Raw genomic sequence first — 24,350 nt, 5'->3', positions numbered from 1 at the left:
CTTACCGCAGCCCAGCCGTGAGCCGCCGCAGCCGCTCGTGTGCCCCGCCGTATGCGGGCCCGGGGGCGGGGAGCAGGGTTTTGTCGATGGCGGCGAGGACGGTGTAGTTGGGGTCGCACACATTGCCGATCGGCGCTCGGCCCGCCTGCGACACGAGTTGGTAGGCGTCCAGGGTTTCCAGGCCGGTCAGGGCGCTGGTCCAGCCGACGAGGTCGTGCTGGGCGATGCGGTACGCGTCCTCCAACGGACGGGCGCACCCGATCGTCAGGATGTCCCGGTCGGTCTCCAACCGCGGCCACGGTGTGGTCACGCCCTTGATGACGTCGATGGCGAGGGTGGTGGTCGTGGCGATCTCCACGCCGACGCCGCAAGCCTCACCCTCGCCCTGGCGGGCGTGCCCGTCGCCGAGGGCCAGCATCGCCCCGTGGACGTTCACCCCGAGGTACAGGGTGGTGCCGGCGCGCAGGTGCGGGGTGTCGAGGTTCCCGCCGTGGGTGTCGGGCACGAGTGTGGAGCGGGCTTCGAACCCGCCGGGGGCGACACCGATCGTTCCGATCATCGGGTCCAGCGGCAGGTCCACGCTATGGTCGCCGCGGGTGGCCTCGAACCGAACGGTCCCGGCCTGTCGGTCGATGCCGTACACCCACACCCGCTCCTCCAGCGGAGGCTGCAGGGTGGCGGTGTGGGAGGTGGACGTCAGTGCCCCGAAGTGCGGGAACGTCGAGGACACGCCCCAGTCCCGGGCCGGGGTGATGGCGGCGAGGTGGACGGCGAGGGTGTCGCCGGGCTCGGCGTCCTCAACGAAGAACGGCCCGGACACCGGATTGAGGTACGGCATGCGGCACACCTGCGACGGCAGGTCCGCCGGCCCCCTCACGAGACCACCGAAGCAGTCCTCCGTCACGACGGTGAACACATCCCCGCCGCGCACGTGCGCCACCGGCATCCGACCGCCGAAGGTATAGGCCAGCTCGTCTCGGGCGGGCCGGTAGGTAAACGTGTCCATGCCGGTCACACCCGCTCCACGTGACGCGCCTGCGGCTGCGCGGGCGCCAACCCCGACAGGGCCGGCCGGCGGCCGGACAGGTACAGGCCAGCCAGAACGATGACGCCGAGGGCAAGCCATGCCAGGCCGAGACGTTGGGCGGCGATGTTGGCGTTGACCACCACCCATACCAAGATGGCGAAGCCGATCGCGGGCATGACCAGGTGCGCCCACCAGTTCCCGCTGCGCTCCCGAATGAAGTGATGCACCACGACGGAGACGTGCAGGACGAGGAACGCGACCATCGCCCCGAAGTTGATCAGCGACGACAGCAGGGTGATCCCATCCGCACGGGTCGCCATGTACAGGCCGAGAACGAGGGATACGGCGCCGGTGAGCAGCGTCGCGTTGATCGGCACGTTGCGGCGAATCGACACCTTCGCCAGAAACGCCGGCAGTTGCCGGTCGCGGGCCATCGCGTACAGCAGCCGCGAGGTGGCGACCTGCGCGACCATCGAGTTCGGCAACCCCCACGCAATGGCTGTCGCGACTGCGCACAGGGTCGCCAGCCACCCCCCGCCAGCTACGGCGGCGGCGTCGTAGAAGGCAGTCCCGTTCGGGTCACCATCGGCCAGCAGCGAGGCCGGGTCAGGGACGAGCATCGCGGCCAGCCACGTCTGCGCAATGAACAGCACCCCCGCCAGGATCAGGACGACCGCCATCGCGCGGCCGATCTGACGGGAGCCGCCCTTGGTCTCCTCCGCCAGCATGGAGATCCCGTCGAAACCGAGGAAGGACAGCACCGCGATCGACACCGCACCCGCCACCACCGACCAGGTGAACGTGTCGGCGCTGTAGAACGCCTCCCAGCTGAACCGGCCCCTACCCGAGGCGAGGGCCCACCCGGCGACGGCCAGGAACACCGCCAAGACGATCAACTCGCCGATCAACATCACCCGCGTCACCGCGGCGGTCATCCGGATCCCGACCGAGTTGACAAGGGTGTTGACGGCAACGAAGCCGACCAGCCACAGCCACACCGGGACCGACGTGACCGTCGAGTGCATGGCAACCGACGCCACCAGGTACAGCAGTCCCGGGACGAGGACGTAGTCGAGGAGGATCACCCAGCCGGCCAGGAACCCAACCGGCGGGCTGATCCCCCGGCCGGCGTAGTTGTAGACACTGCCCGACATCGGGAACGCCTTCACCATCTGCGCATACGAGAACGCCGTGAACACCAACGCCACCACACCGACCGCGTACGCCAGAGCCACCATCCCGCCGGAGCCGGCGTACACACTGCCGAAGATCGCCATCGGCGCGATCGGCACCATGTACACCAGCCCGTAAGCAAGTAGATCCCGCAACCGCAGTTGGCGGCTCAACTCCTGCCGATACCCAAATCGGGAAAGCTCATTCTGGAAACTCATTAGACTCCTCAAATAGTTGATGTCTGGCTGATCTCACGACTTTTCGGCTGGCCCGTCAGGAAGGGCATCTGCCCGTCGGCCCGAATCGCCGCCAGTAATTCGCCTGGCGCCCTGACGGGTATCTCAACAACGAGAATTGCGCACCGGGCCAGGCGAGTCGATAGCGGTGATGCGGACATAGGGCGTTGTCCGCATGCAACTGTCCGCGTAGCGTTCGATCACGTATGGTCAGGCCTGCCTGACTGCGGCAGCGATGGGCAACGGCATCCAGGAGTACCGGTGGCTCAGATTCCACGACGGCTGACCCCGCATCGATCGGTGCTGCATGGGTTCGGTGCCGCGCTGCGACGGTGGCGCGAGTGCCGCGGGCTGTCTCAGCGCGCTCTAGGCAGGCTGGTGCACGTCAGTGGGGACCTCGTCGGCAAGGTGGAGAAAGCCGAACGTTGGCCGTCAGCCCGCCTCGTCGAGTCGTGTGAGGCCGTACTGCAGACGGGTGGCGAGCTGCTCCGCTTCCTGCCAGACCTCGAACGCGAGCGTCGACTGACCGTCCTCGACCAGAGCTCGGCCAGGGGTGCCGACGGCCTGCTCGATGGCGTCATGGATCATCCCGAGGAGACTGACCTGCTCCCACCGTGGCACGAACAACTCGTCGGCCTCGCCACTGCCGGAAATCGCATCGGGTACGCGGGGATGGCGTCCGCCGCCCATGCGCAAATCAGCGCCGCAGCCACCATCGGGCGGCGGAGCAACTCAACCGGCCGTCGAGACGTACTCATCGCCCAGGCACTGTGGGCCGAGTTCCTCAGCTGGATCGACGAGCAGAGCGATGCCGCCGAGGCGGACGCATGGCTGCGACGCGCCCAGCAACACGCCGTCGAGGCCAACGCGCCGTCACTGGCAAGCTACGTCCTGATGAGACAGAGCCAACGCGCCCTCGAACGATTCGACCCGCGTAGGGCCGCTGTCCTGGCGCGGCAGGCGCTGGACGAGGTCCGGCTACCAGGCCGCATTCGCGCTCTTCTGCTGGTCCGCCAAGCCCAGGCTTACGCGATGGGAGGTGACCAGAGCGCCTGCGTAGCCAGCATCGACAAGGCGCACAGGGTCGCCGGCAGCGCCGACGGGGACTCAGAGCTGCCGGTCGATGTTGGCGCCCACTGCAACCCGGTGTACGTGGCTGCCCACGAAGCGCAGTGCCGTCTGCTGCTCGGCCAGCCGGCGGCTGCAGCCAATCTCTACGAGCAACTCCTCCAGCACTGGCCAGCTCAGTGGCGCGTCGACGAGGCCCTGTGGCGATCGGTCCTGTCCACCGCCTACGTCAACAGCGGCGACGTCGAACGCGCTGCGACCGAGGCCACCAAGGCCCTGACCCTGGCCGCTGGTACCTCCTCCGCACGGGCTCTGCGCTGGTTGAACCCCACGGCGGTGGCCCTTCGACAGCAGCCAGCCGTTCCCGAGGCGGCGGCCTTCGTGCTCGCCTATCGGCAGGCGACTCTCGAAGCGTGTAACCATTAGCTCGTGGACCTGATTACCACGGCAACGAGCACCGGCGAGTCCGAGCGAGCGGCGTCCGTCGCGGTCCTCCCAGTCGGGAGTTTCGAACAGCACGGCGCCCACCTGCCGCTGCTGACGGACACCATCGTGGCGTGCGCGATTGCGAAGGCAGTCGCTGAGCGCTACGACCTCTTCCTGCTTCCGCCCGTGACGATCTCCTGCTCCCACGAGCACGCCTCGTGGCGTGGAACGGTCAGTATCAGCGCCACCACCCTCGCCGCCGTGGTCGTTGACATCGCCGCCTCCCTGCATGAATCGGGCATCGATCAGCTCGCCGTGATCAACGGACACGGCGGGAACTACGCGCTTGCCAACGTCGTTCAGGAAGCCAACGTCGCCGGACCGCGGATGACCCTGTTCCCTGCTCGGGCCGACTGGGACGACGCTCGACTGGCCGCCGGCCTGTACAGCACCGCCCACCAGGACATGCACGCTGGCGAGCTTGAGGTTTCACTGCTCCTGCATGTTGCGCCGGAGGTGGTGCGTGATGGCTTCCAGCATGCAGACCACGTAGCGGACGACCGGCGTCATTTACTCACGCGAGGGATGGGTGAATACACCAGCAGCGGCGTCATCGGCTTGCCGTCCCACGCCACTGCGGCCAAGGGCAAGGCAGTACTCGAAGACCTTGTCCGCTCTTTCGCCGACCATTACGGCCTCCTGCCGGGGCCCAAGGCATGAGCAGGAATTGATGCTGGCGGTCCGGGCACCGCGTTTCCGGATCGACTGACCGGGCGGCGTCTGCCATCGTCGCCTCGATCGAGACCGCCCCATGCGGACAAGGGCTGTTGTCCGCATCCGGACCGCATCGATCATGGAGCCAGTGGATGTCTAATGGTTGACCTGAGGCGCTGACGACAGCTCCATCGTCGTTCGAGCGGGCAGATGATGCCTCGCTTCAGCGCTGTAGGGGCGCGGCCTGGTATCGAGCCCCCGACGTCGAGTGGAGGGTCGTCATGCCCGAAAAAGTCGTCACACACAAGGCGCTCTGCTACATCGTGCGGGACAGGCGGCTGCTCGTTTTCCGTCGACTACAGCTACGAAGAGGTGGGCATCCAGGTACCGGGTGGCAGCATTCGCCCTGGTGAGATTCCGGAGGATGCGGCGCTGCGCGAAGCCCGCGAGGAGACCGGACTCACGGACTTCAAGGTTGTCCGCAAGCTGGGTGAGTCCGAGTACGACATCAGCCCTCTCCGGTTTGAGGTCCAGCAGCGACACATCTTCCACCTGGAGCTCACCGAGCCCACGCCACCGCGGTGGTCGAGCCAGGAAGACCACGACGGCACCCATCAGCCCACCCAGTTCGAATGCTTCTGGGTGCCGTTGACGGCGGGGCACATCCTGCAATCCGGCCAGGGTGCGCTCCTGGGCCGACTCTACGACTGACAGATCCGCCTCGGCGCTCGAAGCCGCACGATCAGGACCGGCGCTCTGATCTGCCTCACGAAGTCCGCGGCGCGACCGCACGCCGCGTGCACCTGATCCCGAGCGAGGCCTCGGCCCAGGTGCCCTGCGGTGAGTCGATTGTGCCGGCCAGTCAGAAGGCTTGCGAGAGGAGGTCGACCATGTCCTACGACCACTGATCTGAATAGGCGAGGCCGGGGCCGGCCTGCGCCAGCCCCGGCCCGATCTCCAGCCGATCCGGACTGTCAGGAGGGTTGCCCGTGTCCCTGACCACCTACGACCCGCTGGATCCGTCGACGCTGACCGATCCGTATCCGGTTCTCGCCACTCTGCGACGGTCCACTCCGGTCTTTTGGCACGAGGGCATGCGCTCCTGGGCGCTGACCCGGTACGACGACTGCGTGACCGTGCTGCGCGACCATGCACTCTTCGCCCGCGACCGTCGCCGCACCGGGGGCACCGTGCCGCAGCCAAGCCTGAGCGTGCAGTCCTTGGATCCGCCGGAGCAGTCACAGGTACGCAGCCTGTTCATGAACGCGCTACATGCCCAGGACCTGGTCGCTGTCGAGAGGCGAGCCGGACGGGTCTTGGCCGCTTTTCTCGACGAGATCACCGGTCGCGTGGAGTTCGACGTGATGACCGAAATCGCGGCACCGATGGCGGTAGCAGTCATCTCGGACCTTCTCGGCGTCGACCAACCCGACGTGCACTCCTTCGCCCAGACGTCGGACGCGATCATGCGGAGCATGGACGCCGGCCTGGATCCAACGACTGCCGAACCAGGCAGGATCGCCCGCCAGCAGTTGAGTGCGATGGTCGAGACCTGGTTTGCCGCCTCTGGTCGGCCCGGCGTTCTGTCCCACGTCAGGGAGCATGTTGGTCCACTGTCCGACGCTGATCTCGGTCAGTATGTGCGCAACACCGCCCGGGTGATGTTCCAGGGCGGATACAGCACGATGGTCGCCGCTGTCGGCAACGCCGTGCACACCTTGATGCGGTATCCGCAAGTACTGGATCAGATGCGCGATCCGGCCGTCCTACGTACCGGTGTCGACGAACTCGTCCGCTACGACGGACCGGTGCAGGGCACGAGCCGAATCGCGACCGCGACCACCAAGATCGGCGATGTCACCGTACGCGCGGGCGCAACCGTACTGCTCCTGTTCGCCGCCGCCAACCACGACCCGGAGCAGTTTCCGGAGCCCGAACGCCTCCTGCTGGGCCGCACGCAGGGAAGACATCTCGGTTACGGATGGGGCACCCACGCGTGCATCGGCACGCTGCCCGCCCAGATGGCTCTGCGCGTACTGGTCAACGGACTGCTGCAGCACCCGATGCGGCTTCGGCTCGCCGGAGAACCACTTCGTCGTCGCACCGCGACCATGCGCGTCTTCGAGTCGCTGCCGGCGGCCTTCCACCGCTGACCATCCCCCCTGACGGCCCGCACTCGCCGACGCCCACTCGCCGGACGGGGCCACCACCTGCAGCGCCGCGCTACCTGGGAGCGAGCTTGAGGATTCTCATCGGCAACCACATCGACCCCGCCATCCGAGACCGGAAGGACCTGCGAGCATGGACGCAGCGCGTCCTGTGGTTCGCCCGTAACGGCGACCTGATCGTGCTCAGCGACGAGCCAGATCCGCAGTTCCTGCACTACGCGACCTCCTTCACTGGTGTGGACCCGCAGGCACTACGCATCCTGATCCCGCCAGCGGGCAGCCACGCCGGACTGCTACTCGACCCCGAGACCCTGATCAGAGACGACTTCCTCCAGACCGTCCGCGGCGCGCTCGGTGACGACGGCCCGGAGCGTGTCGACGAGGTCTTCGCGCTGTGGCCTTCGGCGTCCGTGGCCCGCTTCGCCTCGGCCTTGGGCATCCGCGACCGCTTCGCTGGCAGCGACTTCTTCGCCCAGGGAGGCGGGGAACTGGTCAACAACAAAGCGACCTTCCGGGCTCTCGCTGCCGGGGCCGGAGTGCCGACTCCCACGGGAGCGGTCTGTCGTAGCGACGGCGAAGCGGTCGACGCGACCGTATCCCTGTTGGGTGGGGCGGGCGCCGTCGTGGTGAAACAAGCGCACAACGGCGCTGGCGTCGGCAACCAGCTCCTACTTCGTGATCCACTGCTCGCCTCCGACCACGTCGGCGCCCGCCACCTCTACCACCTTGCCGACGGCCGCAGGGAAGCGGTCGAGGCGTACTGGCGTCAACGCTGGGACTGGGCCTCGGCGCATGAGCGCTTCCCCGTCGTCATTGAGGAGTTCGTCCCGGAGGCCAGGTCCATCTACTCCGAGCACTGCGCCGACAGTGAGGGGACACGACCCACCGAGTCCGGGGAGCTGCTGTACGTCGGGCGGCGCCTGAGCCACCAGATCGTGCCGCTGCGCGGCGTGGACGACGGCGTCCGTTCACAGCTCTTGCGGGGCGGGGGACGGCTGGCCGACACCTACCGCGCGTTGGGCTACCGCGGCCACCTGAGCGCGGACGTGATCGTCACCGTCGATGGGCGAGTGCTGTTCACCGAGGTCAACGCACAGGTGTCCGGCTCACTGCACATCTATCAGGTCATCGCTCATCGCATCGTCGACACCGCGGCGGCCCCACGGCGGTCGGTGGTGGAGTACCACACCGCCCCGACCTGGGCCGTTTCCGACGCCGACACCTTCTTGAAGGCAGTCGACGAGCTCGGGTACGGCTATGACCCTGTCACCCGCACCGGTGTCATCGTCTCGATGCCGATCATCCCGGTCGGGGCCGAGGGCGCCCACTTCCTCTTCTGCGTCGCCTACGGCGAGGAAGCCGAGCACCAGGCGATCTGGGACGGGCTCGATTCCCGCTTTCGCGGACACGCCTGAGGCTAACCGCGCGGCAGTGACAGCGTCGACGCTTCCCGCCGGTACCTCGCCTGACATTCGAATTCGAGGAGGTCATCAATGCTCCCATCCGAGCGCCCCGCGCTTGCCGAGGCTGCGAGGCTCACTCCGTCCTTCGACGCCGACCGGCTCGCCTGCGAACTGGCCGATGTCACCGGCCACCGATGGCAGCACCAACGCATCCACGCGGCCGGCGGCGACATCGGCGCGGCCGCCACGATCGATTGGCGGGTCCTGCCGCTCCGAAGCCCCGGTGGCGACGCAGAACGCACCGATCCCGGCGGCCCCGGTAAGGTCGACTTCGCCCCCACCATGTGGCTACGGCAGCTGCCATATCTACGCGAGATCCTCGCTGCGATCCCAGCCCCACTCAACGCCGTACGGTTGATGGCACTTGGCCCTGGCGCCACTTCGCGGCCCCACCGAGATCCGAAGTACGCCCTTCCCCGGGGCCTCGTACGGCTACACATCCCGCTGGTGACCCACGAGGATGCGGTGCTCGTCCTCGACGGCATTGAGCACTGCTGGCAGCCCGGGGAGTTCTGGTACGGGGACTTCTCTCGGCAGCACCTGGTGCGCAACACCGGCCCAGTCACCCGGATACACGCGGTCATCGACGCGCTGTTCACCGCAGAGTTGGCCGCACTGTTCCCCACGGCCTGGCAGGTGGCCTTCGCCGACACGGACGTTTTGATCAACCGGCCGACGCCGCCGCCGGCCCCATGCCCGGTCACTCTGCCGCACGCAGTGCATGTTCCCTATGGCTTCACTGACTTCGAAAACGACCAGCCGCTGGACGGTCCACCACAGCTCGCACGGGTCGATGAGCTCGACGGACGGCTGACGCTCACCGCCGCCGGTCGCGTCTTCGCCCTGACGCCGGTCGGCCCGGACGAGTACCGCTTCGCCGGTTGGAGCGAACAGCGCAGCCTGCAACTCACCGCCGGCGAGACGGTGCTCTACGCGCGCCGTGGTCGGTCGCGAGAGCAGCACCGCCTGCCCGTCCCAGCCAACCTCCGATGACGGGCACGGCGCCTTCCCGACCAGCGCCCGATCCACGCACACAAGGAGGTTCATCATGAAGCTAAACAGCCACGACGACTTCACACCGCTGCGCGAGATCATCGTCGGATCCGCAGCCAACTACCTCAGCCACGACCGCGACGTCACCTTTGAGCTCTTCCACCATGACAATCTGCGGGGTTTCCGATCTGACTGGGCCTATCCTCGCCTGGCCGTGGCTGGCAATGGAGACCCAGGGCGCAGGTGGGACATAAGCCGCCGCTACACCGCGGAACTCCATGAGGACGTCGAGGGCCTGGCCGCTACCCTCGCCGGTCTCGGCGTCACGGTGCACCGGCCGCTACCGCTACCACCGGACAGCGAACCCATCGCCGGTCTGGGATGGCAGGCCGCGCCCACGCCGGCCCTGAACATCCGCGACAACACCCTCATCCTCGGTGACGAGATCATCGAGACGCCACCCGCCATCCGCTCCCGATACCTGGAGACCCGTCTGCTGGCCCCTGTCTTCCGCCACTACTACGAGGCTGGGGCCAGGTGGACGACGATGCCGCGACCCGCGCTCACCGATATGTCCTTCGACCTCTCCTACGCCCGGGACAGTTCCACCACCCTGGGCGGCCCAACCGAACCGATCGCCGACGCCCGACCAAGCCCGTACGACGTCGGGCTCGAGATGATGTTGGACGGCGCCCAGGTTCTACGTCTCGGCCGTGACCTGGTAGTCAACATCGCTCACGACAACCACCGGATCGCAGTCGACTGGCTCGATCGGCACCTCGACGGCCGCTACCGGCTTCACCGGGTCTACCGGATGGCCGACAACCACATCGACAGCATGCTCCTGGCTCTGAAGCCCGGTGTGTTCCTCGCCCGCCACGACGGTATCCGTGACCAACTGCCCGCACCGCTGAGGTCATGGGAGTTCATCGTTCCACCGCAACCCGACCCCGGCGCATTCCCCGCCTACGACGACGCCGACCTGGTCCTCACCAGCCCCTACATCGATCTCAACGTCCTGTCCGTCGACCCGGACACCGTTCTGGTGAACGAGGACTGCCCTGGCCTGCTCAAGACCCTCGACGCCAAGGGCTTCACCGCCATCCCAGTACGGCACCGACACCGACGGCTGTTTGGCGGCGGGTTCCACTGCTTCACCCTCGACACCCACCGCAACGGCCGGCTTGAGGACTACCTGTGAGCAGCACCCCGCGCATCCTGCTGCTGGAACCGGGCGGGCCAGAGTCCGGTGCGCTCATCGAAGCTGCGGCCACCCGCGGCTACGAAATCCACGCCGCCATCATGCCCGACCAGCACGCCGCCTACGGTCCCGATCTGCGCCGACGCTGGTCCGGCACCCTGCAAACCGACTACTCCCAGGCCGGGCATGCCCTGCGCGACGTCGTCGACTACGCAAGCCGGCTCGGCGCGAACGCGGTTCTGACGACCAACGAATACCTCACCCCGCTGCTCGCGCAGGCGAGTGCCGCTCTTGGTCTGCCCGGCAACGACCCTGCCCGAGCCGAAGCCGCCCGCAACAAGATCGCGATGAGTCAGGCTTTCGCCCGCCACGGCGTCAGCGCCCCGCACACCCTCGTCATCGAAGACGAGGAACAGCTACGCCGCCGATACACCACGGGCCAGGTCAGCTTCCCCTTTGTCATCAAGCCCAGCGAGGCCGCCGGTTCCGCCGGCGTCACGGTCGTCTGTGAGGCGGCCGCCGCCACCGGTGCCTGGCGGGCCGCCCGCACCCTGAGCGGCATGTACGGCATGCCGCTCGACCCGCGAGCCCTCGTTCAGGAATACGTCGAGGGCGCCGAGTACAGCGTCGAGTCGCTGACGCAGGCCGGAACGACGACGCACCTCTGCGTAACCCGTAAGAACGTCACGGCCGGAGCGCACCGAGTGGAGGTGGGCCACAGCCTGCCGGCAACCCTTCCACCTGCGGTAATGAGGGCCGTCCATCAGCAGGTGGAGCGCGCCATCGACGCCGTCGGCATCCGCAACGGCGCCTCGCACACCGAGGTGATCCTCGGCTCGGACGGCAGGTGCGCTGTGATCGAAATCGGTGCCCGCGTCGGGGCTGGCCAAATCGGTTTCCTCATCCACCATGCCCTTGGCGTGGATCCGTGGTCGGCGCTGCTGGACGTCGCGCTCGGCCGCCCCGTCGAGCTCACCGCCACCCGTCGCCGCCATGCCGCCGTACGGTTCCTGACCAGTCCGACGGTCGGGCGTCTTCGTTCGGTCGCCGGCCTCCCCGAACCCGGCACCGGGATTCCGGACGTACGGCTGCGCGTCGCGGTCGGCGATGTCGTAGGACCGGCTCAGGCAAATCGTGGACGTCTCGGCTACTTCCTCGTCACGGGCGCAGACCGGAAGATCGTCGATGACCGCGTGGAGCAAATACTTGGCGGAATCACCATCACGATCGACCCGGAGGACACCGGCGGCGCGGCACCACATCACCAACGCTCCCGTCGCTTGGCCGGCCGAAAGGCGCGATGACCATGCCCAGCAGACCGGCACCCAAGCGGGGGAACTCCGCACCGCCCCTGGCGGATGAGTTCGACGAACTGTTCCGGAGCGAGGCCCGTAACGGCAAGGGCTTCGCCAGAGTGGTGCGGATGGTCGACCCGGCGTTGCCGTCGGAGATCGAACCGTTCTCCTTCCTCTCCGCCAACCTGCTCTTTCACATCCGACAGCAGATCGCGTTCGATAAGGGGACGATTCTCGCCGATCTAGGATGTGGGCGCGGCGGCCCTGGCCTGTGGCTGGCCCGCACCACAGGTGCCGCCCTGGTCGGCGTCGACTTCTCCCCGGTCGCGACGACCTTGGCAAGGCAACGTGCCGCAACCTTCGGAATGCAGGCCAACGCCCACTTCGTGGTGGCCGATCTGAGTGCCACGGGACTTGCCGACCACGCCGTAACCTCGGCGATCTCCGTTGATGCGCTGCAGTACGCCTCCGATCGGACCGCGGCCGCTGTCGAAGCGCGGCGCATCCTCCGTCCCGGAGGACGCCTTATCCTCACCGGCTGGCATCCACGGCATCCCGGTGACAGTCGATTACCCGAGCGGCACCGGTTCAGCGACTGGCCCCGAGTTCTTACCCATGCTGGCTTCGTCGATGTGGAGTGCACCGAACGGCCTGACTGGACCGAGGCCTACCTGCGGATCTACCGAACAGCGCTGGATCTGGGCGACCCGGACGGGGATCGCGCGCCGGCGGGTCTCCAGGCGGAGGCCCGAAGCCGCCTTCCGACCGCTCACCTGCTGTACCGGGTGCTTGTCACAGCAACCGCCGGTTGGCCTCCTCGGGGCGCTCTCAGGTGAGCTCGGCCAACACGGCGGCCATGGCTTCGAAGGTGCCTTGGACACCGTCGGCCTTGCCGAGCCGATGACGCTCTAGGCGGATGGCGCCGATGTGCCGCGCCTCGTAGATCAGCGAGCGCAACACTGCAGCCCCGGAGCGATCCGGGTGCCCGTAGCTGTCCCAGAACGCGTCACGTTCGGTGCCTGGCTTCGCGGCGGCCATGCGGATCGTCCAGTCCGCAGCCGGGTCACCCCACCATGTGCGGTCCAGGTCGAGCACTCCGGTAATGGTCGGCTCGTCGGCGACGGGGTCGAGCATCACGTTGACGGTCCACAGGTCGCCCGCAAGCATTCGCGGCTCGGTGATCTCGTCGAGGACGCCGCAGTGCTGACCTGCCACCGCAGCGACCTTACGCACGTCGGCGGCGTCCAAGCCCACGTCGTCGAGGTCGGCGGCAATGTCGTACAACGAGGCGACCACTGCCTGGCTCCATGTCGCAAACGCCGGACCCGCGACGGGACCGAAGGATGGTCCCCGCACCCCATGAACGCGGGAAGCGATCGTGCCCAACTGTCGGAAGAAACCGGGCCAGGACGATCGGGGGTAATCACCGAGACGTTCCGGAGCGGGAACGCCATGAAGGAACGTCTGCACCAGATAGTCTCGGGCGATCACCTCGTGGGACCAGTCCGCGGCGATGACCTGCGGCATCAGCGGCGCGAGCACGGTCAGCCAAGGCACACTGGCGAACTCGTTTCGCATCAGCTGTCGCTCGCTACGGAACTGCCTGTCCGGCTCCGGGGCGACCCGCAGCACTACCGGCCGCTCCTGCCCCACTACGACGACCCGGTAGGTGTTGTTGTACATCCCCGAACCCAGCTCTATGGCTGACACGACCTGTGCGTCGGCACCGAACACCCGCCGGCAGACCGCCTCGATCTCATCGGCGGTCACCGACTGCTGAAATGACTCGGAGTTGCGCTCGATCGGTCGGAATTCCATGGCGGCATCCTTGCGCTCACGGTGAGCATGGACAGGCAGCCATCAGTCTGACAGGTCGAAATCGGGCCCCTCCGGGCCTCTCCGCTCAACGCCCACGACCGGCCTCTTAAATCCCAGGATGCGGACCGATAAGGAGAACGTGTCCATGCCGAAGCAGCCCAACCAACTGTTCACCTCTACGGCCCCGTACTACGCCAGATATCGGCCCGGCTACGACCCCGCCATGTACGAGCATCTTCGCCTGTGCTTCAGCCTCGACGGCACTCAGCGCGTCCTGGACCTGGGGACCGGCACGGGCACGCTCGCGCTGCCGCTCGCGGCGCTTGCCGGTGAGGTCATTGCCGTCGACCCGGAACCCGGCATGCTGGAAGAGGGCCGTGCACTCGCCGAAGCGCAGCGCATTGACAACGTCACCTGGCTGCTCGGCGACTCCACGACCCTACCGGCGATGAACATCGGCCCAGTCCTGCTCACCGTCATGGGTGCGTCTTTTCACTGGACCGACCGGCACCAGACCCTGCGCGACCTCGAGAAGATCATCGAGCCCGCCGGTGCCGTTGTCCTCGCCTCCGGTGGCGCACCGGGTGACATCGAACCGCCCCCCTGGACCGATGTCATCGCCGAGGTACGAACCCGCTACCTCGGTCCCGGCCGGCGTGCCGGTGGCGGTACATACCAGCACCCCGCAGAACGCCACCAGGATGTCCTCGCCCGGTCAACGTTCCGGCATCTCGAGATCCACACCTGGGATCGCACCGTCACGCGGACCCTCGACGAGGTCATCGGGCTGCAGTTCTCCTACTCCTACAGCAACCCAGCGCAACTAGGACCAGACAAAGCGGCATTCGAAGCCGACCTTCGAGACGCCCTCATCAAGTACAGCCCCGCCGGCTTGTTCGATGAACTCGTCCGCACCGAGGTCATCATCGGCAGCAGGGACTAGAGAAGGTAACCCAAGGCTACGGAGCGAGGGTCGACCGCCTGTTGCGCGAGAGCTTCGAAACCAGATCAAGTTCCACCGCCAGCTATATCGGGGTTCCACCGCCGATCCACGTCATGCTCCGGGCCCAGGTCTTCGACTGCCGATGCCTGGTGGGCCTCCCGGATACCCCGGTAGTTTCGGCTACCGGACATCATCACAGTCTTCGATTGGGGAATCGACCACGTGTCGCACATCGAGAAGATCACCGCTGAACTCCGGGCACTGGCGACAGGCGTCGAGCGCGCGCAGGGACTGGCAGCCGCGGCCGACAGTCAGGCACAGGAGGTGGCCCTGCGGGCTGCGGGCGCTGGCTTCGCCGCGGTGGCGGTGGGCGTAACGCGAGTGCGGAGTGCGATCACCGACATCCAGGGGGGCCTGGGCAGCCTCGGCGGTTCGATCGGTGAGGCAACGAAGGTAACCGCGGCCGTTCCACACGAAGCAACCCCACAAGAAACCGTCTCCGGGCTGACACCCGTCCACGCGGCGGTAGACAGCACCCGAGACGCGACGGCAGCGACGATCGCTCAGGTTGGTGAGGCGCAGCGGCTCGTCACCATGATCCTTCAGGGCGGGCAGCCCGGGCCCCTGCTACAGGCGCTGGAGAGCATCAAGCAGGTCCTGGTACTGGTGGTCCAGCGCACCAGCACCACTCGGCAACTCATCGAAGCCGCGATCGCTGAAGCACGGCAGATCGGGTCCTCGGGAAACTGATCAGGGCTGGCAGTCCCAGACCGGCCAGCCCGCCCCCGCTTGCCACCAGCAATCCGAACCCGCCACCTCCCGCCTCCGGCAGCGATGCTTCCGGTAACCGCAACCACACCCCTTGGAGCCGGCACTCCACCGGCGTCCCCGGCGGAGCACCCACCGGGCCCCGAACCAGGATCCCGCCACGGGCGGATCACAGTGTGCAGCGTGCGTTGGAGTTGGAGAACGCGTGCGCCGACACCGTCGCCGGCAAGGGTTACCGCTTGCACCAGAACCCGACCAGGCAGGAGATCGCCGAGGCGCGGCGGAACACGGGCGACGGCGGGAAGCCGGACAAGGACCCGGACTACCTGATCGAAGGCCATGTCTTCGACTGCTACTCACCGACCCCCGCCAAAGCGGTGCGCGGCGTGTGGACGGAAGTGTCGGGAAAGGTGGCCAGCCAGCAGACCCAACGGATCATGCTCAACCTGCAGGACTGGCGTGGCGACCTCGGCACCCTGCAGAAGCAGTTCGACGACTGGCCCATCCACCACCTCAAAGAACTCACGGCGCTGACCCGCAGCGGTGAGATCATTCAGATCGTCCGACGAGACTGAGAAGGCAGGCAGCACGTGGGTATCGAGTACCGACTGACGCTGGCGGGTGACATCCCGCTGGAACATGTGGCCGAGATCGCGGCTCCTGGGAACGTCGAGGAGTCGACTCTGCCCGGATACCCCCGACTACTCGGCGCTGACCTCGGTGACGAGTCCGGCTACACCGTCAGCGTCTATGCGGGTAGAAACGGTTATTACGACGCCGAGGACGACGACGGCTCCCAATGGGAATGGGAACCCGACACGTACGTCAACGTCGTCTTCCACATGCTCAAGGACGACACGTCCGGCAGGGCGGTCCCCGACATGGTCGCGGCCGTCGACCGGCTGCTCGCCAGCAGGCCGGAGGACGCGGCACTGACACTGAACGGTAACTGGCTGCTACTGACCCGAGTCGCCGGAGTCCTTCGAAGGCACCGACCGTCGTGGTGGAACACCTATGGCCTCGACCATCGTCCCGCCTGAGTAGAAGACGGCGAGTTGGGATGCCCGCCCCAGGGCGTAATGGGATGCCAGGCACCAATGAACGTTCCTGCCCCGCAGGATCGTTCAGCTCGTCCTCGTGACGCGTTTGAATCCACCAGGCAGCCCCCGGAGGAACCCGGCCATGATTCGTCGATACGCCTCCGCCGGCGCCGTCGTCACCACGAACGATCTGGGCGCTCCTTCGATCCTGCTTCTAGATCAGGTCCGGGGGAACGGCGAACGACAGACCGTAGCCCCGAAGGGTCGCCTCGAGCCGAGCGAGGCACCCCTGCAGGCAGCCGTGCGGGAGGTGGCCGAGGAGGCCGGTCTGACCGGTACTCAGTACGGCGCGTATCTCGGACAGGAGAAGTACGTCTTCACCGACAACGACGGCTCTCCTGCGGCGAAGACCGTCGACTGGTTCCTCTTCACCACCGCGACCACCGCCGCAACGCCAGCCAGAGACGAGGGCTTCGTCGAAGCTCGTTGGCTTGACGCCTCCGCCGCCCGACGAGCGGCCACTCATGTTGAGTTTCAGCGGATCCTGGACCGCGCCCTCGCCATCATCGCCTGGCGTTCGGCAGGGCCACTCCCATTCAGCCGAAGCCTCAGCCAACTCATAACCGAAGTCGCAACGGACGTTCAGGCCGTCGTCGCCGGGCACCCTGGTGCGGGCGTAGGGCTGTGCGGATCGGCCGCCCGCGGGGACTTCGTCGACGGCTGGAGCGACGTTAACTTCGTCGCCTGGAATCTCCCGGCGACCTCACGAACAGCAATCAAGAGCAACGAGATAGTGGCCGAAGCCTCCCAGCTTCACGGCATACGAGCCTCGCTGCATCTCACCGGCGGACACGCTGGCGCCGGCCGCAGCCTCGGTGCTCTGCACGACATGACGATGCGGGTGGTGCGGGACCGCGTCGGCCTCGACACCGCCGTGATCGCAGGTGCGGGCCCGACGCACACCACAACTACAGCAGCAACCAATCTTGTTGAGGACATCGCTGCGCTTCACCACATCGCCGTGAGCGGCCTCAGCGGCAGACACGACAGCAGTACCCAGCGCGAGGACGCCGCCCGCCACGTTCTGTCCGTGCTCTCATGCGCAGCCCGGCTTCTAGTCGTTCAGCGGCAGCCGAAGGCACCCCTGCGGCTCCCCGAGGTGGCGGAAGCTCTACGTCACTGGCCGGGTAAGCAGCTCACGAATCTGCTGTGCGACTACGACGGATTCCGCCGGACCGGGACGCTCACCCTCAACCAGGCGGAACAACTCGCCGCACGTGTACCGGCAGCACTCATCGAAGCCGCCGGCAACCACCGCGAACCCGCCTGGCCCGCGGAGCAGACGGGCATCTGCCGGCGGACCGGCACAAGCGAAGGACCTGACGGCCACGTCGGGGCGTAGGTTCGCCAACATGTCCGGCCTGCCGCTCGCGTCCGCGTTCACGGTCTTCAACGACCAAGACTCGGGATGCCTGTCCTACGGCGTCGAGAATGCCGGGCGCCGCTGGTTCGTCAAGAAGGCCACCACCGAGCCGGCCCGCCTCTCACTGATCCGAGCCACACGATTCCACGCCGCAGTCCAGCACCCAGCGATCGTCCGCCCCGAGCAGATCCTCAACAGCCCTGACGGGCCAGTGCTGGTCTACCCCTGGCACGACGGCGCAGTACTCAACCACGCCACCACGCACGGCTCGGACCGAGCCGCACTTACCCGGTTCCAACAGCTGCCTCTCCCCGACGTCGAGGCGGCGATCACCACGATCCTCGACGCGCACGAGGCCGTCGCAGCAGCTAGCCACGTCGCGGTCGACCTGTACGACGGCTGCTTCCTCTACGACTTCGACGCTCGACAGATGTGGCTGATCGACCTGGACGAGTACCGCCCCGGCCCCTTCGTTCTCGACGCCGACCGCCTGCCCGGATCCCGCCGCTACATGGCCCCAGAAGAGTTCGTCCGCGGTGCCGTCATCGACCAGCGGACCACCGTGTACACCCTCGGCCGCACCATCTGGCACCTGCTCGACTCCCCAACCGGCTGGCGAGGCACCCCGACCCAAGCCCGACTTGCCACCCACGCCACCCGCGCGGCACCCGAAGATCGATACCCCGAGGTAGCGCGCCTGGTCACCGGGTGGCGAGCCACCCTGGCGGATTGAGAAAGGCCTCTGCCCGCCGACGCCCCGTTAGTTGTCCGTCCTCGTACGCAACGAGGCACCCTTGCCCACCGCCGATTCACGCAGATCAGCGGGGCACTCACCGAGCCTGCCCTCGACCGGACCGCTGCAGCCCTTCAAGCGCACGGCACTCTAGCCAGCTCGTACGCGGATGACCAGACATCCTGCCGCCCCTGGTACATATCGTTGCGCTGACTGTCGTCACCGGGCAGTGTTGTCTGATGCAGCGCTGGGACCGGCTTAACGAGCGCCAGGTGAACCTCTTGCGTCGGATTGCCGACGGGGATGACCTCAGCACCCCGGAGGGTGCCGCACATCGAACGTCCGCACGTGCTCTACAGAACCGCCACTTGCTGAACGTCACGCGTAAGGACGGAACGTGGCGGGCGACCGTCACGGAGGCAGGCCGTTTCTACCTTGAGCACGGGTACCACCCCGAGGACCCCGCTCACAATGTCAGCCCGTCAACGACCCGGCGGAAAAGCGATGCGGTACCCGTACCCCGACAGGAGCCGGCAGCGGCAAGCACCGATGGCACGGCCTCGGCGACCATGGTCTTGGCGCAACGGCTGGTCGACCAACTGGCGCAAGGCAACGGGGTAGTACGAATCGAGGAGCCGGATGAGCAGACCCGGGCGCGATATCGGCGTGCCATCCACGCGGCGAAGCAGCACAGGCTCATTCCGGACGGACACGAGCTTCGACACACTGGCCGGAGCCGCGGGGACATCGTCGTCAGGCTCTACGACAAGGCCAACGGCGCCAGCACCGGGTGGGACGCCTTCCGGATCGCCTCACAGCACCAGCTCACGGTCGACGACGAGATCGTCGCCGCCCTGCAGAAGAACCCTGCCGCGCTCGCCGTATCGGCCGACCTGCTGCCTCGAACGTTGGAGTTCGTACGCCTGTTCACCGCGGCGGCCCGCAGCCGCGGGCACCGGCTGGTCGTCAACACCAAGGGCGCGCGGCCCACCCTGTCGCTGCGGTTGGAGAAGTCTCAGCGCGCAGTGAGGATCAGCGAGGAGTACGACAAGGTGCCGCACGTCCTCACCGATGACGAGCAGCGGCGCAAAAGGCGGCAACCATGGACACCGCTGCCCGAATTCGACCGTGTGCCCAGCGGCCGCCTTGTCCTTGAGGTCAATCGTTCCGGCCACGGCAACTCGGACACCTGGACCGACGACAAGCGCAGCCTGCTTGAGACTCGCGTCCAGAAGATCCTGAAGGACGTGGAGGCCGGCTATCTGGCCGACCAGCGCGAGCACGAGGAGTGGGAGCGTCGGCGCAGGGAACAGGATGAGCGTCGGGAGCGGCAGAAGGCCGAGGAACGTGCCCAGTGGGAGCAGACCAAGGCAGCTGCCACGGCCCGGGCAACTGTGAAGCTTCGAACGGACCGCTTCCGTGCCGCGTTCGACAACTGGGTGGCAGCGGACGCCATCCGGAGCTTCTGCGCTGCGCTCGAAGCCTCCGCCCCAGAAGGCGCTGGTGCTGGCCAGAATCTCGATCGCTGGGCGAGTTGGGCGAGAAAGGAAGCTGACCGGCTCGACCCCACAGTCAACCCGGCTGCGCTCGCCGAGGTGGACTTCGACATCGAACCGCGTCCCAGAGACCTGGCGCCCTTCATGGGCGAGTGGAGCGCGACCAAGCCGGAGAAGGCGTACCGCTCGGAGGAGACCCGCAATCAGTACGCCGACATCCTCGCCTACGAGAAGACGTGGCACCACGGCATGCGCGGCAATCCACAGGCCTGGCGGTGGCGTTAACCCCGGGTATTACAGAGGACATCTGTCGCCCCGTTCGTAGGCCTGCGCTTGGGAACGACACCGGGCAAACCATCGAGTCGCCTGGGCGCCATGTCCAACTGGAGCCGCGCAAGTTGGAGCGCGCGCCCTACCTGTCCTTCTCACCAACGGAGCTGAGGCGGGACGCGAGTCGGGACCCTTGGCAGGCGTGGTCTGCGTGGGCGTACGGCACCTTCACCCGCCGAGCGCTCAGGGCCGTCGGTGAATCGTCGACGGCCCTGAGCGCTCGGCGGGATCACGCGGCGTCTTCGCCGCTGCGTTTCGCGTTGCGCCTGCGGCTACGACGGCGAGCAACCATGGTTGCCGCTGCCAGCCCGGCCATAATCAGCGCCGTCGGCAGGTTCTCGACGATGCCGTCCAGCGCCGCACCGAAGAGCTCGTTGATCATCGGCGTGTCCTCCTTCTACCCTTCCGGACCTGACGAAAATTCTCACGGCCGGATCAGGCCCGCAGACACGCTGCGTTACGGGAGACGACAACATGGACTGTCCCGGACCGCACGAGTGCGTTCGGCCACCGGCGGGTTACGGCCCGGGGAGTCCCGGTACAGTCCGGTACACCGAAAGCCTGAGGAAGCGTTCAATTCGACCACCGCATCGAAGGTCACTACGCTTGATCGCGCCTGCCACCCGGCGGGTAAGCCTTGACCTTCAGGGGTGGCATGGCGGCGCTGAGTCGCGCTCCCGACGTGACCGGAGGATTGAAGCAGCTCAACCATGAGCTGCACCGCCTTCATGCCCGCGCCGGATGGCCATCGGTCCGCGACATGGCACGTGCCTGTGGCTACGGTCCGAACGTCGTCAAGAACGTCTTCTCGGCGCCCCAGATCCCCCACTTGCCGCGGCTGCTCGAGATCGTCGAGTTCCTTGCCAAGCTCGACCGCAAGGCCGATCCGGACGCGCAGTGCGACCATTTCGACGCGCTGTGGCAAGCTGCCATGGCGGAGCAGGTGCCGGACCTCTTCCCGCCATCGATCACTGACAGTGATGACGACGACGGCTTCGGGCCCCCTGCGGCTGGTGCCCGGCCCAGCCCGCCCGGCCCAGTCGGGCCAGCCGGCGGAGGAGTGAGCACACCTCCCACCGCCGGCGAGCCGGCAGCACCGTCCTCCGACGACAGTGCCGTGCACGACTCTGTTCCGGATGCGCCTCGAGACGAGTGGCGAGCGCTTTTTGTCGGCGTCGACAGCTATCTGGCGACCGGCGCAACCCCAGTCGTCCATCGCGACTTGACACCAGCTAGGCAGCTCGCCGACATCTTCCACGATTCCGGGGACGGACCTTCCTCGGCAACCAACGAGCTTCTGTTGAATCCCACTCGGGCGCGCCTCTGGTCATCGTTCGTCGAGGCGGCGTCCCAGACGCGGGAGACATTGGTCATTTACTACACCGGTCACGGGATACGCGATGCCCGAACGTCCGAGGTGTACCTGACCGCCGCTGACACCACCACCACCGCTGACGGGTTCACGGTCGACGCCATCAGCGTGCGAGATTTCCGGTACCTACTGGCATTAAGCCCAGTTAAGCAACTTGTCTTGATCGTCGACGTGTGCTTCGACAACAGTTCGGAACGACGAACGATTGTGCTGCCGACTCGGCCGTTCCCGGAGGAGCCCTACAACGTCCGCTCGGATTCTTTGCAGCGCAGGACTTTTGTCTTGGCGAACAGTGCCGAAGCGGGCCCGAATCTCTCCGCGTTCTCGTCGGGGCTGGTACAGGTTTTGGCGGCGGCTGGCAGCGGCAAGACCATGGCATTCCTCCATGCCCAGCTGGCGGCACGAGCCGAGGCGCAGCATTGGCACGCGCTACGAAGGGCTCACCTCAACGACGGCGACCAGATCCAACTGGACGGTCTGCTGCGCGACCGAGGGTCGACCCGGCGTTCTGTCTGGCATGTCAATGACCGGCTGAAGTTGACCCGGAGGGCTGCTCCACCGGTTGCTGCGTCGGCTAACGATCTAGCTGTAGTCGGTCGATCCGGTCAAGGGATTTTCGTAGTCAGCGAAGGTGCTCACCGAACCATCCGTCTGTGGAACCCGCGCGACAATAGCTCCACGCCCGACCCGGTCGCCGCCTCGGAAGTGCCAATCCACCGTGTCGAAGCCCTAACGCTGGCTGCAGTCGCCGGCGGTCGTATTGTGATGCTCGCGACCGGCAGCGATGGCGAACTCGAATGGTGGAACTGGGGTCCGGCCGGCCAGATTGCCGAGATGCCGCCAGCCAACACCTCGCCGGTTACAGCGATTGCCGCAGCCGTGCTACCTGACAGACGCGCTGTCCTTTGCGCGATCGGCGACAGTGGAACCATTCTGGACTGGGCCTTGCATGAAGGCGCAAGCCAACATCTAGGCCGTCTACAGCTGGACGACCAGGTTACGTCGATGGCAATACTGTTCACGTCTGATGAGCGACCATCGGTCATCACCGGTCATTCGACGGGCAGGCTCTTGGTGCGAGACCTTGAGAGCGGTCAGTTGTTGGCGGCCTTGGACACCGGGCAGCGAGGAGCAGTCACGGCAGTCGCCGCTGGCTCGATAAATGACGGTCGAACCATCGTTGCGACGGCTGATGAAACCGGCACCGTGCGGTTCTGGGATCTCGAAAGTCATGCAGCGATCGGCGAGCCGATCCGACCTGCCAGCGACAAGGTGATCCTTACCGGGATATCGGACGCGGACGGCGTACTATTCGCCGTCGACAAGCGGTAGGCGAGTAAGGGCACCTTTGCCGCCACCGGGGCCAGGGTGCGGTAAATTCGCTGACGCCCTCAGTCAACGGCTGCACCGCCACCGGCCTGTGGAGGCAGAAGTTCAACATCGCCCTCGGCGGGTCCGGCGATCGGGGCCATCTTGTCGGGCTCGCTCCACTGCGGCGTTAGGGGTGTCGCCCATCCGTCGTAGTCAATTACCCACGCCACGACGAATTCTTCCCAGGTGTCTTTGGTGTTCTTAACGCGGACCCGCCACCCACCCCCGGGGATCACGGCTCGGATAGTTTCTTCATTCTTCCTGAGACCGAGGAACCCCTCGATGGCCTGCGCCAACACGAGGCCGTTCTTCCCGACAACCAAGGGCAGCCCTTCGTCGTCCCATGCCTCCACCCGCATGGTGGTGGTGTAACTGTTGCCGGCGTCTGCCGTACGCCGGAATTCGGCCAGGTGTGTGCCCTGCGCCGGAATCACTGCCCTGCCCCTGTCGCCGGCTTGAATCCCTGCGCGGTGGACACCCGCACGACGAGGAATTGGAGCGGGAGTCCGAGCGCCGCAGCCTGCTGGGCACCGTGCTTTGCCTCTTCGATGTCCTCGCTGATCTTGCCCTCCACGTAGGAGTGGTCATCGAAAACCGCGAGCCGGGCGTTGCGCTGGTCACAGGACATCACGAGGTGGCTGCCTGTCGAGAGCAGCCCGTGAGCGGGGTCTATAGGAACGATGGCCATGGGTGGGATCTTCCGACTGTCCGTGGTACACGCACACCAACTGTCCAGTGCCCGACAGAGTGGCAAACCCGCCCAGGCTCGGCGGCAACGATCCAGCGTGACGTCGCACGACCGATTGGAGATCTCATGCCTATGGGGCAGCATCGCGAGGTACCTGACCGCATTCTCACTCACCTGGTGGGCGCATTGGTCAAGGAGACGGCCGAGTTCATGATCCAGCACTGGGAGCCGGACGGGATCTTGCAGCCTCCAGATCCCTTCGGCACGGTGCTGGAGTGGATGTGGGTTGCCGAGCCCGATCGTGCCGTTGGGATGGTCAGTGACCTGCTCCGGCACCTCCGCGGCGGCGATGGCGCCGCGAACAGATTAATCACTCTCGACACCCTGATGTACGGCCTACCACTAGCGGTATGTGCACTGCCAGGGGAGCAGGTCGACGCCCTGTTGGACCGGGTAGAAGCGGAGGTTCCACAGTTGCTCGGCGGAGACGTCAACAAGTGATCTTCACCGGAGGGGTACATGAGCAACGACGACAAGTACCGCAGCATTGACTTCCGCCCCGCTCCGGTGGACGGCTTATGCCGGGAACACGTCAGACCTCGAT

The 24,350-nt window shown here is 66.6% G+C and carries 24 protein-coding genes; 18 read left to right on the top strand and 6 right to left on the bottom strand.

Annotation, left to right across the window (positions count from 1 at the left end):
* Nucleotide 1 precedes the first annotated feature (1 nt).
* Together ACFYON_RS27525 and ACFYON_RS27520 are read right to left on the bottom strand one after the other, a co-directional pair.
* Nucleotides 2–1,015: an acetamidase/formamidase family protein gene (locus ACFYON_RS27525; RefSeq protein ID WP_387321233.1), complete on the bottom strand. Its 1,014-nt coding sequence runs from the start codon at nt 1,013–1,015 to the stop codon at nt 2–4.
* The gene (locus ACFYON_RS27520) at nt 1,012–2,418 is read right to left on the bottom strand and encodes an APC family permease (RefSeq protein ID WP_387321231.1); all 1,407 of its coding nucleotides are present in this window, start codon (nt 2,416–2,418) and stop codon (nt 1,012–1,014) included. Before ACFYON_RS27520 ends, ACFYON_RS27525 begins: the two co-directional genes overlap by 4 nt.
* A 279-nt stretch (nt 2,419–2,697) precedes the next feature.
* Between ACFYON_RS27520 and ACFYON_RS27515 the strand changes: the two genes are divergently transcribed.
* The 9 genes from ACFYON_RS27515 (at nt 2,698) to ACFYON_RS27475 (ending at nt 12,600) form a co-directional block, all read left to right on the top strand.
* Nucleotides 2,698–3,930, top strand: a complete 1,233-nt coding sequence (locus tag ACFYON_RS27515; RefSeq protein WP_387321229.1) for a helix-turn-helix domain-containing protein — start codon at nt 2,698–2,700, stop codon at nt 3,928–3,930.
* Between the two features lie 3 nt (nt 3,931–3,933).
* A complete protein-coding gene (locus tag ACFYON_RS27510; protein WP_387321227.1) occupies nt 3,934–4,650 on the top strand; it encodes a creatininase family protein in 717 nt (238 codons plus the stop codon).
* Between the two features lie 366 nt (nt 4,651–5,016).
* Nucleotides 5,017–5,355, top strand: a complete 339-nt coding sequence (locus tag ACFYON_RS27505; RefSeq protein ID WP_387321225.1) for an NUDIX domain-containing protein — start codon at nt 5,017–5,019, stop codon at nt 5,353–5,355.
* Between the two features lie 278 nt (nt 5,356–5,633).
* A complete protein-coding gene (locus tag ACFYON_RS27500; RefSeq protein WP_387321223.1) occupies nt 5,634–6,797 on the top strand; it encodes a cytochrome P450 in 1,164 nt (387 codons plus the stop codon).
* Between the two features lie 86 nt (nt 6,798–6,883).
* Nucleotides 6,884–8,227 carry a hypothetical protein gene (locus ACFYON_RS27495; protein WP_387321221.1) on the top strand — a complete coding sequence of 448 codons (1,344 nt, stop codon included), beginning with the start codon at nt 6,884–6,886 and terminating at the stop codon, nt 8,225–8,227.
* Nucleotides 8,228–8,305: 78 nt separating this feature from the next.
* Entirely contained in the window at nt 8,306–9,268 is a 963-nt protein-coding gene (locus ACFYON_RS27490) for an aspartyl/asparaginyl beta-hydroxylase domain-containing protein (protein WP_387321219.1), read from the top strand.
* A gap of 55 nt (nt 9,269–9,323) precedes the next feature.
* Nucleotides 9,324–10,469 carry a glycine amidinotransferase gene (locus ACFYON_RS27485; RefSeq protein ID WP_387321217.1) on the top strand — a complete coding sequence of 382 codons (1,146 nt, stop codon included), beginning with the start codon at nt 9,324–9,326 and terminating at the stop codon, nt 10,467–10,469.
* Complete coding sequence (locus ACFYON_RS27480) at nt 10,466–11,773, top strand: ATP-grasp domain-containing protein (protein ID WP_387321215.1); 1,308 nt, start codon at nt 10,466–10,468, stop codon at nt 11,771–11,773. The genes ACFYON_RS27485 and ACFYON_RS27480 overlap by 4 nt, the downstream gene beginning before the upstream one ends.
* The gene (locus ACFYON_RS27475) at nt 11,770–12,600 is read left to right on the top strand and encodes a class I SAM-dependent methyltransferase (RefSeq protein WP_387321213.1); all 831 of its coding nucleotides are present in this window, start codon (nt 11,770–11,772) and stop codon (nt 12,598–12,600) included. Before ACFYON_RS27480 ends, ACFYON_RS27475 begins: the two co-directional genes overlap by 4 nt.
* Here the strand turns inward: ACFYON_RS27475 and ACFYON_RS27470 are convergent.
* Nucleotides 12,593–13,582, bottom strand: coding sequence for a phosphotransferase family protein (locus tag ACFYON_RS27470; RefSeq protein ID WP_387321211.1), 990 nt, complete (start codon nt 13,580–13,582; stop codon nt 12,593–12,595). The two genes, ACFYON_RS27475 and ACFYON_RS27470, sit on opposite strands and share 8 nt — an antisense overlap.
* 145 nt (nt 13,583–13,727) lie before the next feature.
* On the opposite strand from ACFYON_RS27470, the gene ACFYON_RS27465 reads away from it, so the two are divergent.
* The 7 genes from ACFYON_RS27465 to ACFYON_RS27435 all read left to right on the top strand — a co-directional run bounded on the left by ACFYON_RS27465 (nt 13,728) and on the right by ACFYON_RS27435 (nt 20,270).
* Nucleotides 13,728–14,525 carry a class I SAM-dependent methyltransferase gene (locus ACFYON_RS27465; RefSeq protein WP_387321209.1) on the top strand — a complete coding sequence of 266 codons (798 nt, stop codon included), beginning with the start codon at nt 13,728–13,730 and terminating at the stop codon, nt 14,523–14,525.
* Nucleotides 14,526–14,747: 222 nt separating this feature from the next.
* Nucleotides 14,748–15,275: a DUF6244 family protein gene (locus ACFYON_RS27460; protein ID WP_387321207.1), complete on the top strand. Its 528-nt coding sequence runs from the start codon at nt 14,748–14,750 to the stop codon at nt 15,273–15,275.
* A gap of 194 nt (nt 15,276–15,469) precedes the next feature.
* Nucleotides 15,470–15,868: a hypothetical protein gene (locus ACFYON_RS27455; RefSeq protein ID WP_238672846.1), complete on the top strand. Its 399-nt coding sequence runs from the start codon at nt 15,470–15,472 to the stop codon at nt 15,866–15,868.
* A gap of 15 nt (nt 15,869–15,883) precedes the next feature.
* Nucleotides 15,884–16,333 carry a SitI3 family protein gene (locus ACFYON_RS27450; protein WP_387321205.1) on the top strand — a complete coding sequence of 150 codons (450 nt, stop codon included), beginning with the start codon at nt 15,884–15,886 and terminating at the stop codon, nt 16,331–16,333.
* Nucleotides 16,334–16,475: 142 nt separating this feature from the next.
* Nucleotides 16,476–17,735, top strand: coding sequence for an NUDIX domain-containing protein (locus ACFYON_RS27445; protein ID WP_387321203.1), 1,260 nt, complete (start codon nt 16,476–16,478; stop codon nt 17,733–17,735).
* Between the two features lie 10 nt (nt 17,736–17,745).
* On the top strand, nt 17,746–18,489 hold the full coding sequence (locus tag ACFYON_RS27440; RefSeq protein WP_387321201.1) for a serine/threonine protein kinase: 744 nt from the start codon (nt 17,746–17,748) through the stop codon (nt 18,487–18,489).
* A 239-nt stretch (nt 18,490–18,728) separates the two neighbouring features.
* Nucleotides 18,729–20,270, top strand: a complete 1,542-nt coding sequence (locus ACFYON_RS27435; RefSeq protein ID WP_387321199.1) for a hypothetical protein — start codon at nt 18,729–18,731, stop codon at nt 20,268–20,270.
* 274 nt (nt 20,271–20,544) lie between these two features.
* On the opposite strand, the gene ACFYON_RS27430 is transcribed toward ACFYON_RS27435, so the two are convergent.
* Nucleotides 20,545–20,697 (bottom strand): hypothetical protein, encoded by a 153-nt coding sequence (locus ACFYON_RS27430; RefSeq protein WP_387321197.1) that lies wholly within the window; start codon nt 20,695–20,697, stop codon nt 20,545–20,547.
* Nucleotides 20,698–21,009: 312 nt separating this feature from the next.
* Here ACFYON_RS27430 and ACFYON_RS27425 point away from each other — a divergent pair, with 312 nt between their 5' ends.
* Entirely contained in the window at nt 21,010–23,019 is a 2,010-nt protein-coding gene (locus ACFYON_RS27425) for a hypothetical protein (protein WP_387321196.1), read from the top strand.
* 59 nt (nt 23,020–23,078) lie between these two features.
* Here ACFYON_RS27425 and ACFYON_RS27420 read toward each other — a convergent pair whose 3' ends face one another.
* The gene (locus ACFYON_RS27420; protein WP_387321194.1) at nt 23,079–23,492 is read right to left on the bottom strand and encodes a hypothetical protein; all 414 of its coding nucleotides are present in this window, start codon (nt 23,490–23,492) and stop codon (nt 23,079–23,081) included.
* Complete coding sequence (locus tag ACFYON_RS27415; protein WP_387321192.1) at nt 23,489–23,746, bottom strand: hypothetical protein; 258 nt, start codon at nt 23,744–23,746, stop codon at nt 23,489–23,491. Before ACFYON_RS27415 ends, ACFYON_RS27420 begins: the two co-directional genes overlap by 4 nt.
* Before the next feature lie 126 nt (nt 23,747–23,872).
* Between ACFYON_RS27415 and ACFYON_RS27410 the strand changes: the two genes are divergently transcribed.
* Nucleotides 23,873–24,247, top strand: coding sequence for a hypothetical protein (locus ACFYON_RS27410; RefSeq protein WP_387321190.1), 375 nt, complete (start codon nt 23,873–23,875; stop codon nt 24,245–24,247).
* Nucleotides 24,248–24,350 lie beyond the last annotated feature (103 nt).

It is taken from the genome of Micromonospora sp. NPDC005686 (genome assembly GCF_042871665.1).
In the GTDB taxonomy this organism is placed as follows: Bacteria; Actinomycetota; Actinomycetes; order Mycobacteriales; family Micromonosporaceae; genus Micromonospora.
Note: the sequence above shows the minus strand (reverse complement) of the source record. Positions and strands in the feature narration are given on the sequence as shown.

Excerpts from the sequence above, each read along its gene's own strand:
- ACFYON_RS27520 (WP_387321231.1), bottom strand. The coding sequence starts at position 2,418 with ATGAGTTTCCAGAATGAGCTTTCCCGATTTGGGTATCGGCAGGAGTTG.
- ACFYON_RS27490 (WP_387321219.1), top strand. The coding sequence starts at position 8,306 with ATGCTCCCATCCGAGCGCCCCGCGCTTGCCGAGGCTGCGAGGCTCACT.
- ACFYON_RS27485 (WP_387321217.1), top strand. The coding sequence starts at position 9,324 with ATGAAGCTAAACAGCCACGACGACTTCACACCGCTGCGCGAGATCATC.
- ACFYON_RS27475 (WP_387321213.1), top strand. The coding sequence starts at position 11,770 with ATGACCATGCCCAGCAGACCGGCACCCAAGCGGGGGAACTCCGCACCG.
- ACFYON_RS27470 (WP_387321211.1), bottom strand. The coding sequence starts at position 13,582 with ATGGAATTCCGACCGATCGAGCGCAACTCCGAGTCATTTCAGCAGTCG.
- ACFYON_RS27465 (WP_387321209.1), top strand. The coding sequence starts at position 13,728 with ATGCCGAAGCAGCCCAACCAACTGTTCACCTCTACGGCCCCGTACTAC.
- ACFYON_RS27445 (WP_387321203.1), top strand. The coding sequence starts at position 16,476 with ATGATTCGTCGATACGCCTCCGCCGGCGCCGTCGTCACCACGAACGAT.
- ACFYON_RS27440 (WP_387321201.1), top strand. The coding sequence starts at position 17,746 with ATGTCCGGCCTGCCGCTCGCGTCCGCGTTCACGGTCTTCAACGACCAA.
- ACFYON_RS27435 (WP_387321199.1), top strand. The coding sequence starts at position 18,729 with ATGCAGCGCTGGGACCGGCTTAACGAGCGCCAGGTGAACCTCTTGCGT.
- ACFYON_RS27430 (WP_387321197.1), bottom strand. The coding sequence starts at position 20,697 with ATGATCAACGAGCTCTTCGGTGCGGCGCTGGACGGCATCGTCGAGAAC.
- ACFYON_RS27415 (WP_387321192.1), bottom strand. The coding sequence starts at position 23,746 with ATGGCCATCGTTCCTATAGACCCCGCTCACGGGCTGCTCTCGACAGGC.
- ACFYON_RS27410 (WP_387321190.1), top strand. The coding sequence starts at position 23,873 with ATGCCTATGGGGCAGCATCGCGAGGTACCTGACCGCATTCTCACTCAC.